General features: G+C 45.1%; 8 protein-coding genes. 7 read left to right on the forward strand and 1 reads right to left on the reverse strand.

The window, feature by feature from the left end; genetic code table 11:
- Positions 1-313: 313 nt before the first annotated feature.
- Positions 314-2,611, forward strand: a complete 2,298-nt coding sequence (locus MKX40_RS15620) for a glycoside hydrolase family 95 protein (RefSeq protein WP_339233686.1) — start codon at positions 314-316, stop codon at positions 2,609-2,611.
- Between the two features lie 146 nt (positions 2,612-2,757).
- Here the strand turns inward: MKX40_RS15620 and MKX40_RS15625 are convergent, their stop codons facing one another.
- Positions 2,758-3,585 carry an AraC family transcriptional regulator gene (locus MKX40_RS15625; RefSeq protein WP_339233687.1) on the reverse strand — a complete coding sequence of 276 codons (828 nt, stop codon included), beginning with the start codon at positions 3,583-3,585 and terminating at the stop codon, positions 2,758-2,760.
- A 168-nt stretch (positions 3,586-3,753) separates the two neighbouring features.
- On the opposite strand from MKX40_RS15625, the gene MKX40_RS15630 reads away from it, so the two are divergent.
- The 6 genes from MKX40_RS15630 (at position 3,754) to MKX40_RS15655 (ending at position 13,777) form a co-directional block, all read left to right on the forward strand.
- The gene (locus tag MKX40_RS15630; protein WP_339233689.1) at positions 3,754-7,488 is read left to right on the forward strand and encodes a glycosyl hydrolase; all 3,735 of its coding nucleotides are present in this window, start codon (positions 3,754-3,756) and stop codon (positions 7,486-7,488) included.
- A gap of 43 nt (positions 7,489-7,531) precedes the next feature.
- On the forward strand, positions 7,532-8,560 hold the full coding sequence (locus MKX40_RS15635; RefSeq protein WP_339233692.1) for an ABC transporter permease subunit: 1,029 nt from the start codon (positions 7,532-7,534) through the stop codon (positions 8,558-8,560).
- 21 nt (positions 8,561-8,581) lie between these two features.
- Positions 8,582-9,481: a carbohydrate ABC transporter permease gene (locus MKX40_RS15640; RefSeq protein WP_339233694.1), complete on the forward strand. Its 900-nt coding sequence runs from the start codon at positions 8,582-8,584 to the stop codon at positions 9,479-9,481.
- Between the two features lie 99 nt (positions 9,482-9,580).
- Complete coding sequence (locus MKX40_RS15645; RefSeq protein WP_339233697.1) at positions 9,581-11,140, forward strand: hypothetical protein; 1,560 nt, start codon at positions 9,581-9,583, stop codon at positions 11,138-11,140.
- A gap of 122 nt (positions 11,141-11,262) precedes the next feature.
- Entirely contained in the window at positions 11,263-13,029 is a 1,767-nt protein-coding gene (locus tag MKX40_RS15650; RefSeq protein WP_339233699.1) for a sensor histidine kinase, read from the forward strand.
- Positions 13,004-13,777, forward strand: coding sequence for a response regulator (locus tag MKX40_RS15655; protein WP_339233701.1), 774 nt, complete (start codon positions 13,004-13,006; stop codon positions 13,775-13,777). The genes MKX40_RS15650 and MKX40_RS15655 overlap by 26 nt, the downstream gene beginning before the upstream one ends.
- The last annotated feature ends 67 nt before the right edge of the window (positions 13,778-13,844 follow it).

Below are 13,844 nucleotides of genomic sequence, written 5' to 3' on the forward strand. Positions count from 1 at the left end.
CGGAGAACGATCGTTATATAAATTGATAGCAAAATTAGGGCCATCTAGTTAAAGGTGGTCCTTAAATTTGGACCACTGTCATAACCGATCTTTCCAAATATCAGTGATATGTCTGTTTTGTAGTGAATGATGTCCCAAATGATTATCAACTCAATACAGACAACCGCCTATAATTAAAAATAATTATTGGCGTATCTGAACTAAGACACTTATTATCTCGAAATTATGAGAGCGTTATCATGTAGAGTCGACAGAACATTGTAGCATAGCCAAATGTTAGAATATATTAACGATAAGGAGGCCATTTACGCTTATGGAGAAGTTAGCAGTTTGGTTCAATCAACCGGCAAAGGCATGGGAGGAAGCGCTCCCAATTGGTAACGGCCGTTTGGGCGGTATGGTTTTTGGTGGCATTGAACAGGAACGTATTCAACTGAATGAAGACAGTCTGTGGTTTGGCGGACCCATGGATCGAAATAATCCTGATGCACAGACAAATCTACCACGTATTCGAGAGCTGCTTCTTGAGGGCAGACCCCAGGAGGCACAGCGATTGGCCTCATTAGCACTATCAGGTATCCCTGAGTCGCAACGACATTATTTGCCGTTGGGTGATCTGCATTTAGCCATGCCGCGCGGCGAGGTAGAATCATATCGCAGGGAGCTGGATCTGGAAGACGGGATTGTACGGGTAGAGTACGTGCGTGATGGTGTTCAATTTCGACGTGAGATATTTGCCTCTTATCCAGATCAAGCCATCATCCTTCACTTAAGCACTGACAGTCCAGGGGCCATAAGCGCGGATATTCGCCTGAGTGGGGTGAAGAAACGACATCTGGATGGCATTCAACGAGAGGATGAGCGGACGCTACGAATGTTCGGACGGGCTGGTGGCGATGGCGGCGTAAGCTATGCAGCCATACTAAACGTAGAGACTGAGGGTGGAACAACACAGATTATCGGTGAAACAGTGATGGTTGAAGGAGCCGATTGGGTCGTAATTAAACTAGCCGCAGCCACATCATATCGATATGAAAATCCTACTGACATCTGCTTCGATCACATTAGACAGACAGAAGTACATAATTACAGCAAGTTGCTAAGTCGTCATCTTGAGGATTATCAGAAGCTTTTCAAGCGTGTTAGCTTATCACTTGGGGCTCGGAACGAGTTGCTTGGAATTCTGCCTGTAGACGAGCGGTTGAGCCGAGTACGAGAAGGCGGGCAAGATGAAGGTCTGATTTCATTGTATTTTCAATTTGGACGTTATCTGTTGATTGCAAGCAGCCGCCCGGATTCTCTACCCGCCAACTTGCAGGGGATCTGGAATGAGCATCTGAATCCGCCATGGGACAGTAAGTATACGATTAATATCAATGCCCAGATGAATTATTGGCCGGCAGAGATGTGTAATCTGGCCGAATGCCACGAGCCATTGTTTGATCTAATTGAACGCATGCGTGAACCTGGTCGCAGAACTGCTAGGGTAATGTACGATTGTGGCGGTTTTGTTGCCCATCACAATACTGATTTATGGGGAGATACAGCACCACAGGATGTATACTTACCAGCAACCTACTGGCCTATGGGAGCTGCGTGGCTTTGTTTGCACTTGTGGGAGCACTATCGTTATGGCGGGGATAAGGACTTTTTATATCGGGTGTACGACACTATGAAAGAGGCCGCTCACTTCTTTCTGGATTTCCTGACGGAATTGCCGGATGGCAGGCTGGTGACCAACCCTTCGGTTTCCCCTGAAAATACGTATATTTTACCAAACGGCCAGTCTGGTACGCTATGTGTCGGCCCAGCCATGGATAGTCAAATTTTGAATGCACTATTTGCTGCTTGCATTGAAAGTGCGGAAATTTTGGGAACGGATGCGGAATTTAAAAACCATCTTGCTAAAACGCTGAAACGGCTGCCGAAAATCCAGGTGGGTAAACATGGGCAGATTATGGAATGGATGGAGGACTATGAGGAAGCCGAGTTGGGGCACCGACACATCTCTCATTTATTTGCACTTTATCCAGGATCACAGATCACACCACGGGTAACACCTAATCTCAGCCAAGCGGCTCGCATAACACTGGAGCGTCGATTGGCGAATGGTGGTGGGCATACTGGTTGGAGCCGCGCTTGGCTTATCAATTTCTGGGCTCGTCTTGAAGATGGAGAGCAAACATATGAAAATATTATGGCACTGCTTCGCCAGTCCACGCTTCCCAATCTGTTTGACAATCATCCTCCATTTCAGATTGACGGTAACTTCGGAGCTACGGCAGGAATTGCAGAGGCGCTTCTACAAAGTCATACGGATGCGGTTCATCTGTTACCAGCTTTGCCGTTGGCATGGAATGAAGGGCAAGTCAAGGGGCTCAAGGCTAGAGGCGGGTATGAGATTGATATAGAGTGGAGCAGTGACGGTCATTTTATAGCCCAGATTCGTCCTGCCTTTACTGGTCCGCTTCGAATTGAGGCAGAGCATGTTACCCGACTTTACACTTTAAAAGGAGGAGAGACAGTGATTGCCGATATGTTGTCCCAAGATCATCAATATCAACTAGAGACAGGCGTCGAATATACAATAGAAGGGAAATATCGGCTATAGGAGCATGTCAGTTCCAGAACTTAGGGTAGGACGTGCCTCACAAGTGAAAGATGAAGACTCCTGCACGGCTGCGGGGTGTCTTCATTTTTTTGTCTTGAAGCTCGATAGGAATCCAATCGAACTAATTCCTGAATGATAGGTTGATATTAATCTATGTGGGATGGCTGTGTCCAACTGCGAAATCGGGCAGGAGTCATTTCCGTAAATTGTAAAAACATGCGAGAAAAGTGTGAACGCTCCATGTCCAACTCTTCAGCGATTTTTTCTACAGACCACTCGGTGGTTACAAGCAGACTTTTGGCTCGTTCCATCTTAAGGCCAGACAAGTAATGATGAGGTGTTGTACCGAATACAGACTTGAAATAACGGAAGAAATATTTAGGGCTATAGCCAAACTCGGCTGCCAGCGATTCAATTTTTAAAGGTCTGCCAATATGATCTTCCATGTATTGGGCAATGGCGTTAATGCGTTCCTGCTGTCGGATTGCGATCATTCGGGGGCGAGTAGCAGATGTATTCCATAATTCACTAAGTAGCTCAAACATACAAGCCTTAATCGCCAGTGGAGACCAGTCATCGTCACGCCTAAATGCCTCTATCAAACGAGAAAAAAGAGATTCTGCGCGCTGTTTATCTTTGAGCAGAATACGTAACACCGGATCAAACATTTGAAAGAGTGGAATTTCTCCAATATGTGCATGGAAATGACAAAACATTTGTCGAAAAGGATGAGTTTGGGAGGTAGAGTATGAGATGACGGACCCAGCAGGGAGAATGTAGGCCTCCCCGGCCTGGGGATGAAAAAATGTATTATTTATTTTGAGTGTGCCTTCTCCTTCCAGAAATAAATAAAGGCAATTATTCGTCGTAACATGCTTTTCATGACGCCAGTCCAATGGTACAAGTACATTTCCGACCAAGGTTACATGAATCTTTAACTCTTCCAACTGTCGCTGGATTTGCGATATCCCCATGCTGCCCCTCCTTTAATATTGTTGCCCTATGAGAGATTGTAGCATAAGCCCAAGGGAGGTTACTATCCTACACATCTTCGTGAGTTCTGTGTCTGTCGGAATCAGCCTTCTTTATATACGATGAGAATGATGACAGTTAATCCGTAGGAATGGAGGAATCGCATCAATATGAATAGAAACAAAGGGCCACTTAACGAGAAAGATAACAGAGAATATACAGAAAAAAAAGGAACTAGAGCAGGCTACCCTAGCCGGGACCCTGATTTGGACGCACTTGCTGGCTTTCGATATCCGCCAGAAGGTTATGGCGAAGTTGCTTTTTATTGGTGGGTCGGAGAGCGGCTAGACCGGAACAGACTGGAATGGCAACTGCATCAATTGAAGGATCATCATATTACAGCATTACAGATTAACTACGCTCATGGAGATGTAGGTGGGTTATCCTACGGCCTGACCTATCCGAGCGATCCTCCTTTGTTCTCTGAAGAATGGTGGGAGCTGTTCAACTGGTTTGCTCAGAAAGCAGGAGAATATGGTATCGCAGTCAGTTTGAGCGACTATACCTTGTGTACACCAGGTCAGGGCTCGTATGCGGATGAAATATTGTCGAAGAACCCCGATCTAGCTGGTTCGATCCTTAAACATTGGAGTTGGAATGTGGATGAAAACTTATCCTTATGGAAATTACCAGCTCATACTCTCAGTGTTATGGCTGTCCGGGAAGACGAGGGAAGTCCGGCCGAAGCAATCAACCTGAGCTCATATGTTCAGGGTGAATCCCTGCAATGGACCAAACCCGAAGGGTACTGGAGAATAACAGCTGTTTACCTTGAAGCCCGTCCCATGTCGATTGATCCGACGCATCCATGTAGCGGTGAACTCGTTATCGAGCACTTCTTTAAACGATTTGAACATCGACTTCAAAATGTTCCTGGTGCACGGCTGGGGTTTTTCTTCTCGGATGAGCTTGATTTCGGACTAAAAGGCTTCATCTGGAGTGAAAAATTGCGTTATGCTTTCATCCTCCATAAAGGATATGACCCTTTGCCTGAGCTAGCGGCATTATTCGTGGATATTGGGCCGCGGACAACCAAAATCAGGCTTGATTACGGGGATGTGATGGTTGGCATGTCGGAGGATCATTACTTCAAACCGGTATTTAATTGGCATGAAAGTCGTGGGCTGATCTATGGCTGTGATCATGGCGGCCGTGGGAAAAACCCTATCGAATTCGGAGATTACTTCCGTACACAACGCTGGAATCAAGGGCCAGGCTGTGATCAGCCGAATTTGGAATGTGATTTGATTAAAAATAAAGTGGCCAGTTCGATCGCACATTTGTATGAGCGGCCGCGAACCTGGCTTGAGGGGTTCTATGGAAGCGGCTGGGGAACAACGACTGCAGAGTTAGCCGATGCTATCTTCCGCAATTTTGTCAGTGGACACAACTTACTTACACTCCATGGATTGTACTATACAACATACGGCGGTTGGTGGGAGTGGGCACCTCCCTGCAATCATTTTAGAATGCCATATTGGAAGCATATGCAAAGCTTGATGGAATGTACAGAACGACTTAGCTATCTGCTCAGTCAAGGTCATCATGTGTGTGATATTGCGGTTATTTATCCTGTAGCAAGCCTTGAAGCAGGCATCTACGGCGACCTCGCCTTGACAACTGCTTTTGAAGCTGCAGACAGTCTCTACAAGCAGGGAATCGATTTCGATTTCATAGATCATCAGTCGATGGAGAGAGCGAACGTTGATCAGGGTAGGCTAACTGTGGCAGGCGAATCCTATAAGGTACTTGTTTTGCCAGCCATGCGTGCACTTCGCCAGACTACGCTGCGCAAGGCACTAGAGTTCTTTTGCTCAGGAGGAATCGTAATTGCTATTGGAAGCTTACCTGAAGCAAGTGATCGGGCTGGTTCGAGTGATCCTGAGTTGAACAAAATGGTTCGTCAGCTCTTCGGTTGGACAGCGGTAGAAGCCACCGAGAACGGAGGGAACCTTACGAATCGACATCTGTCCGGTGGTCTGGCTAAGACGGTTTGGCATTGGAAGGATGCTGTTCAAGTCATTGAAGAAGCGTTCCCTCGTGATTTTTATTGCGAGGGAACGCCAGATACACCAGAGGCATTTCCGTATATACAACATAGAAAGATTGGTCAGCGTGATCTATACGCCGTTTACAATGTGCCACGGGGAACTGAGTGCTTCTTTAGATGTCACGGCTCTGTCGAGATCTGGAATCCTTGGGATGGTTCAAATACACCTGTGTCAGCACAACGAGTGGACCCGAAAGGAACATGGATTTGCTTGCCGATGGATCAGAAGGAAATACAACTGGTCGTCTTTACGCCTGATCCGGAAGCGTTAACATCTCGAATAATTTCAGTACCCATAACTCAGAGGGAGAAGAAGCCGTCAAGAATCCTTCCGTTAGTAAATGACTGGTTTTTCCTTCTCCGGCCAACAATGGATAACCAATTTGGTGATTTTCGCCAACCAGTCAGCGATACAGTCATTGGTGCAGAGGTTCGAATACTCCGTTTTGCTTGGGAGAAAGACAAGACAGCCGCTGCAGATTGGCATTACCCAAAATTGGATGACTCCAGCTGGCAGCCAATGGAGTTAGGTAACGGCCCCTTCTTCTGGAAGCTTGGTCCCTTGCCACTTGAAAAATGTACAAAAGAGCAGGAGCATCTTTGGGCTACATTAGACCAACCTCCTTGCAAAATACAGGGAGCACCGGAACATTGGACTCTGTATGAGTTCTCCACACGATACGGTATAGCAGGCGACCCAGGACATCAGGGTTATCATGGCTTGAAAGGAAATGTGTCCGATGCGTTCCTTACTTGGGGGCGGCCGGTTCCTACGTTAACCGGAATGCGCTATGAACCGGAGGAAGCTGGAGAAGTCTACTATTTCTGGTCTACAGTGGTTTCGCTTGAATCGCAGTATGTGAAACTTCATCTGAGCGAACAACGGCCAGATCGTATCTGGCTAAATGGTATACCCATTCAATCGGCTGACAACAACCTATGGCTTAATGCCGGCCATAATATCCTGCTAGCGCGGTATATTGGAACTGGACGAGGTTATCTTATGTTTGATACCGCTGCGAATGCTAATCATACGCAAACTCTGCCTCTGGCCATGTCCTGGTATAACCAGGCTGCCTTTCTATCTTTTGATGCATTGCCGCAACGAGGAGAGATGGCATGCTGGTATCGGTTCACTGCACCACCTGGACTCAAGTCACTGGAGTTGACGGCTCACGGGCAGATCGAAGTTTGGATAGACGGGAACGTCTGTCAAGTCAAGCCGATCGGCCAGAGAGATGAAGGGGCTACCCGCTATCAGGTGACACTGACCGAGCCTGTTCTTCCAATCTCAACGGTAGCTATCCGCCTGATACCTAGCCGGGGCTTTTACGCGGGAGCTGCTATACCTGAACCAATTCAATTTCAATGTTTTGAAGGTCTAATTAAGCTGGGGGATTGGTCCGAAATTGATGGTCTTCGATGTTATTCTGGCGAGGCTATATATCGTAAACACATCCATTGGCAGCCGAAAAGTTCTCCCGAGCGTGTTGTGTTACAACTAGGGAATATCTCTTCTACTGCCGCAATTTCGATAAATGGTAGACATGTACGCACCCTTTTACAGCCCCCTTGGGACGTTGATCTTACCCAGTATTTTCAACATCCAGGGGATTATGCAATTGAAGTTTCGGTATGTAATACACTAGCCAATCACTACGCAACAATTCCAACAAGATATGGAGGTGAAACTGTGTCCGGACTTTTGGGGCCAGTGGCGCTTGTTATTTATGACGATGAGCAAGATCTTCTTTTCAATCAGACAAGTGGTATATTGACGGAGAAAAAGTATTAATTCATGTTGCACATTCCTTTGCTTTAAAAAGGACCCTTCTTTATTGAAAATGAACCGTGTTCACGGTCTTCCCTTCAACTCTATAATGAATGTAACAACAAGTTGGAATGAAGGAGGGGTTTTTATCCAAAAGAAAGCGCATACAAATTCAAGACTGTTTCGAAGGCAGTTTCCCTTTCATGCTTTTGTTGGCATCGGAATCATCTATTTAATTGTATTCAGCTATATTCCGATGTTTGGAATCATTATTGCATTTAAAGATTACAACATCTCCACAGGTATTGAGGGCATATTTACCAGCTCATGGGCGGGGTTATCCCATTTCAAGGAATTGATTAACGACTATCACTTCCCAAGTCTTGTCCGTAATACATTACTCCTAAGTTTATTAAAGGTCATTTTCTCCTACCCTATTCCTATTCTTTTTGCCATTATGCTTAGTGAAGTACGTCATGTGGTGTTCAAACGCTTTGTTCAAACAGTCAGTTATTTGCCTCACTTCGTATCCTGGGTTGTCGTAACCGGAATTGCATACGCTTTCTTCTCTTCCGGTTATGGCATTTTCAACGAACTATTGCTTTCCCTGCATGTCATCAAAGACCCCATTCAAGTGCTGACTGATCCGGATTCCTTCTATGCATTGGCTGTATCAACGGCCATTTGGAAGGAAGCGGGGTGGTGGACAATTATCTTTCTTGCAGCTTTGGCCGGAATTGATCCTGCTCTCTACGAAGCGGCAGAAATGGATGGGGCGGGAAGGCTCAAGCGGATTATCCATATTACGTTACCCGGACTAAAGGGAGCTGCCATCGTTGTCCTTATTTTGACCATCGGAAGCATTCTTGGAGGCGGCTTGGTTGGATCGAACTTTGAGCAGTCGATGCTTCTTGGCAATGCGCTGAATGTGGAACGTTCGCAGATTATTCAGACGTATGCGTTTAATGTGGGTCTTGCGCAAGGACGATTTTCCTTCGCCACGGCGATAGACTTTGCTCAATCTGTTATTTCATTGATATTGATTTTTTCAAGTAACTATATCGCTAAGCGGGTTTCCGGGACCGGATTATTCTGAATATGCGTAAGAAAGGAGCGGGTGATCATAAGGCACAGAAGAAAGCGTTCGTGGGAGGACTGGATTCTGGATTCGGTCATTTTTATTTCCTTGCTGCTCATTATTCTAACTACGCTGTACCCGTTTTATTACATCTTGGTGATCACATTTAATTCCGGGGCAGATACGGCAAGCGGCGGTATGTATTTATGGCCCCGTGAGTTTACCTTTGAAAATTACAGCTATTTTCTAAATGATTCCAAATGGTTAAAGGCTTTGGGTATGTCTTTGCTGCGCACGGTCGTAGGCACGGCGCTTGGCGTGTTCTTTACCTGCCTTGTTGCCTACGGATTGGCACGCAAGGAGCTTATGTTCCGCAAAATCTATTTTTTCATCATTATTTTTGCTATGAATTTTTCAGGTGGACTTATTGCGTATTATGTTGTGCTAAGGAGTATAGGACTCATTAATACCTTTGGTGTTTATGTTATTCCGGGAATGCTCAATTTGTTCTTTTTGCTGATTGCTATTTCGTTCTTTAACGAGATTCCAGAGGAAATCGGTGAATCGGCACGGATTGACGGAGCAAGCGAGGTGAAGATTTTCGGAAAAATCATTTTACCTGTGTCCATGCCACTGATTGCAACCATGTGTCTTTTTATAGGTTCGGGGCATTGGAATGCTTGGCTGGACTCCGCTTATTTCGTTCAAAACGAGAATCTACGCACACTTACCTATCGTATGATGCAGGTCATTAACCAGTCCATGGTTCCTTCGGGAGCCAGTGAAGCAGCCAATGCAGCCATGTCACGTACTCAGGTCACTCCGTTTTCCATTCAAGCGACAGCTATGGTCGTTTCCATTGTTCCCATTCTGGGCGTATATCCATTTTTACAAAAGCATTTTGTATCTGGCATGATGCTCGGTTCCGTCAAGGGCTGAGGTCTTACATTAAGGCTGTTATGGTTTTATAGCATTCTAAGAGCGATCAACGCTCAAGATTGCTTTGCAATATAATCTCATCTAACGGGGGGACAAACGATGGCTAAACGGTTGAGAAAATCAATACTTCTAGTATTCGCCTCATTATTGCTGGGAAGCACTGTAGCATGTAGCTCAAGCTCGAATCAGAATGGCAACAGCAGCTCTACAAATAATACTGTAGGGAATACACCAGGAAATTGTATTAATCCTGTAGAGATTGACATGTTTGTTGATGCAACATGGTATCCATTTCAGGACTGGTCCGGGGAGATCCCAGAAGCTATTACGAAAGCAACGTGTGTGAAGCCCAAAGTGACCGTCGCTAACGATGACAAGCAGCTTGCTCTCATGGTGGCTTCAGGCAGTCTGCCTGACCTTGTTGTATCCTTTAATTTCAAACTGATGTCTGACAGCAGGCTTTCTCTGCCTTACAATAAAATTTTCCCCGAATATGCACCTGATGTGAAATTTGATCCTGTGAAGGAATTTGTGAACACGGTAAGTGACGGTAATTATTACGCTATTCGCAACGATTTTTCCACTGAGGCAGAATGGAAAGCAAATCCATACGCGCATATGATGACCGCAGGTCTTGCCATGCGTAAGGACATTCTTGAAGAAATCGGCAATCCCCCAATCAAGTCCCTGGAAGATTTGAATAGTGTATTTATGCAGGTGAAGCAGAAGCATCCGGAAATGACCCCATTGATTCTCAATCCAAACTGGATGCGTCCATACTTTGATACTCAATTTGGGGCTCAGAGCGGTTTTGTCGACGAAAATGGTCAGCTTATGTATTACCTGAAACAAGACGCTTTGCGGAAGTCGGTTTTATATATGAACAGTCTCTATCGGAATGGCTTTATAACGAGTGAGAACTTTGCTTACAAGAACGAGTCAGAGACTGAACAAATGATGCTTTCCAACAAAGGTTTTGCCTACACTTGGACTTATGCTGCTGCAGATCGCCTGAATGCAGACAGCAAGGGCAAGTATCCATTTGTTCAACTTGCCGAGCCACTGGGACAGGAGGCAAACATCGTTAGCACAGGCACGGGTGGGCTCGGGGTATATGTAACCAAGAATAACAAAAATGTTGAAGCTTCTGTGCAATTATTGAAATATATGTTTACAGAAGAAGGCTGGAGAATGGGAGAGTGGGGGATTGAAAATCAGGACTGGACATGGAATGAAAAAGGGTACCCGGAATTTAAATATGATAACAACGATATAGAATCATTGAAGAAAAAAGGAGTTTACTGGTGGGGGGTTCCCTGGGAATCGGGTGTAGGCATGGCACTGACCTCATATAAGGAGGGTTCTGAAACTACAAGACAAGGTGAGCAGTATGATAAAATCATCTCGTTCAACCCTGCAATCGGTATGATTGCTCCGGATACCGATTCGCCTGAACAAATTATAAAGACCAATATTGATAATATGATAAAGACGGAGATCACCAGAGTATATTTAGCAAAGGATGAGAACGAGGCAAATCAGGCGTTTGATGAAATTTTGAAAAAAGCAGATAAAATGGGGCTCGCTAAACTCGAAAGCTGGGCGAACACTCAATATGGTCCATATAAAGAGAAGTACGACAGCTTAACCAAGAAATAGTGCTCTGCATCATAATAATAGGTACAGTATGAATTAGCCCGCGGGTCCATCAATAGTGGATCTTCGGGCCATCTGCTTTTGAACTAGCATCGATAACTTGAAGTGAAGGAAGGACGTGGAACATGCGCATCAGCACAAAAATGTTTATTGGATATGTCCTTCTGATTGTGTTGCCTTTTCTGGTCTTTTTCATCTTTTGGTATGTACAGATGTATGACAAACTGGTGTTGCAATATCAGCAGACCAATCAGAAAAATCTGGAACAAGTTGCGGGCCATGCAGAGGAAACACTGAGTAAAATTGAAGCCTTGCAGTCCATATATCAGAATAATGCAGCGCTCATTGATTATTTGCGTGATACAAACATGGAGGACCGTGATATGATCTACTACTATCTTCGAGACATCAGTCCTGCCATTTCTTTTGCTAAACTTGCTGAAACGAACGTGCAGTCCATCTCCATTTATCCCAAGTTGCAGGAGCGCCTTTTGAATGTACCAGGGTTCTTTCCTTATGATGCACTTGACGCCAAGCTGACGACTGCGGAAATCAGCACGTTGCGTCCCCTTAACGGTCAATGGAAGCATGTTTCCAACGATAAAAACATCATTCTGACCTATTATCACAAAATATACAGCGATCTTTATACTACAGATCTGGGGATGTTGGAAATTGAAGTCCATCCCTTATTTATGAATCATCTGTTGAATCAAATGATAGACATCCACCCTGAAAATGAAATACTTGTATTTAATGAAGAGGGGAAGCTGGTTGGAGAGCCTAAAGGTACCATGTTGTCATCGGACGAAGTCTCTATGATCGGAAACGAGGTGCTTACACTCAATAGCCATGCGTTCGAAAGCGAACAGGGAAAGCTGCTTATCAATCATATTGAACTTCCTAGATTAGGGCTACGTATCGTAGAAGTGGCCAACCGTGAAATCGCATTTGATTTCCTTCGAGTCAAGCTACTCTTGTTGTCCACGGGACTGGGCATGCTGGGCATTTTGTCAGTCCTGTATTACCTGATTGTATCCTCAATGACTAAACGCGTCATTAAACTGTCCCGACATATGCGAAAGGTTGGTTTGGATACACTAGGCTCGCCTTATACAGGAACAGCTGGATCAGATGAAATTGGTTATATGATTACGAGCTATAATGCGATGATGGTACGGATGGACGAGTTAGTAAACAAGGTTCAGCGTGAAGAACTGCTTAAGAAGGAAGCGGAATTCCGAATGCTGCAAGCGCAGATCCAGCCTCATTTTCTGTACAACACACTTGAAACCATCCGCATGCTTGCACGCTCCGACCGCGGAACACTGGTTGCAGAGATAGCACTATCTCTGGGCAAGCTGCTACGGTACAGTCTGTCCTCCAGAAACGATGCAATTCTGAGAGATGAGTATGATCATGTTTGTTCATATATGAGTATTCATCAGATTCGCATGAAAGAGCTTCATTTGCACATCGATGTGGACGAAAGCATACTGTCTGTTGCTTGTCCACGTTTCATCCTCCAGCCACTGGTAGAAAATAGTATTCTTCATGGTCTTTCACGTAAACGGGGCAGTGGACGGATATCTCTCAGCATTAAGCGGGAAGGATGTGCAGTGCGAATCCAAATAACCGATAACGGAGCGGGAATTGAGAGTGAACGTTTAGCCATTTTACAGCAAGTCTTGTCCACTGGCTCAGTTATCGAAGATCGATTGCAACCTAAAGGCTTGGGGATTGGTTTAGCCAATGTGGTGGCTCGGGTGCGTGCTTATTTCGGTCCAGGAACTGAGATGCTAATAAACAGCCGCCCCGGTGTCGAGACGACAGTCACTCTAAAACTGGATGTGGAGGTGTATACCCATGCTGAAATTGATGATTGTGGATGATGAGCCCATTCTGCTCTCGGGCATTCGAGATATGGTTGAATATGCAAATACTGCGTTTACCCGCATCATGACTGCAGATGACGCAGTTGAAGCGTTGAAAATCATGGACTATTTTCAGCCGGACCTGTTGATCACCGATATTCAGATGCCGGAAATGGATGGCCTGGAGTTAATTCGGCGAGCAAAGACGAAGCATGTTAAGCGATTTATTATTCTGACAGGTTATGATCTGTTTTCCTACGCCCAGAGTGCAATCAGGCTTCAGGTGGCTGAATACGCGTTGAAGCCGATCGACGAAAGTTATCTGACTGAACTGCTGAAGAGGATGGCCATTGAAGTTCTGGAGCAGAAGCCAATGGACGGGGATGGCATAACGCAGTCTTATTACAATGAGGAGGATGGACACAACGAGCATATTAGACAATTGAAAGCATTTATCCATGCCAACTATATGAAAGATATTTCACTATCAGTTGCTTCACAGTACCTTGATCTCCATCCTGTTTATATAGGTAAGCTGTTTAAACAAGTAACGGGGGAAAATGTGGTCGCTTACATCAATCAATTGAGAGTGCAGAAAGCTAAAAAGTTGATGTTTAGCGACAAAAACATACCATTGGACAAAATTGCAACCTGTGTTGGATTTGAGCATAGTCGTACATTTTACAAGGTCTTCCGCAAATACACTGGACAGACGCCGGGTGAGTATCGGAGCCTGGTTGGAGGGCACGAAGAGGAGTTAACATGAACTACTCCAATATGAATTATTTAGAAGATTCACAAAGAAGAAATCGTTTATTTACAGATTTTTATGA

It is taken from the genome of Paenibacillus sp. FSL R5-0517, assembly GCF_037974355.1.
Lineage (GTDB): Bacteria > Bacillota > Bacilli > Paenibacillales > Paenibacillaceae > Paenibacillus.

What these genes read in the sequence shown, in the direction of transcription:
- MKX40_RS15620 (WP_339233686.1), top strand. Translation starts at nt 314, where the DNA reads ATGGAGAAGTTAGCAGTTTGGTTCAATCAACCGGCAAAGGCATGGGAG.
- MKX40_RS15650 (WP_339233699.1), top strand. Translation starts at nt 11,263, where the DNA reads ATGCGCATCAGCACAAAAATGTTTATTGGATATGTCCTTCTGATTGTG.
- MKX40_RS15625 (WP_339233687.1), bottom strand. Translation starts at nt 3,585, where the DNA reads ATGGGGATATCGCAAATCCAGCGACAGTTGGAAGAGTTAAAGATTCAT.
- MKX40_RS15630 (WP_339233689.1), top strand. Translation starts at nt 3,754, where the DNA reads ATGAATAGAAACAAAGGGCCACTTAACGAGAAAGATAACAGAGAATAT.
- MKX40_RS15645 (WP_339233697.1), top strand. Translation starts at nt 9,581, where the DNA reads ATGGCTAAACGGTTGAGAAAATCAATACTTCTAGTATTCGCCTCATTA.
- MKX40_RS15655 (WP_339233701.1), top strand. Translation starts at nt 13,004, where the DNA reads ATGCTGAAATTGATGATTGTGGATGATGAGCCCATTCTGCTCTCGGGC.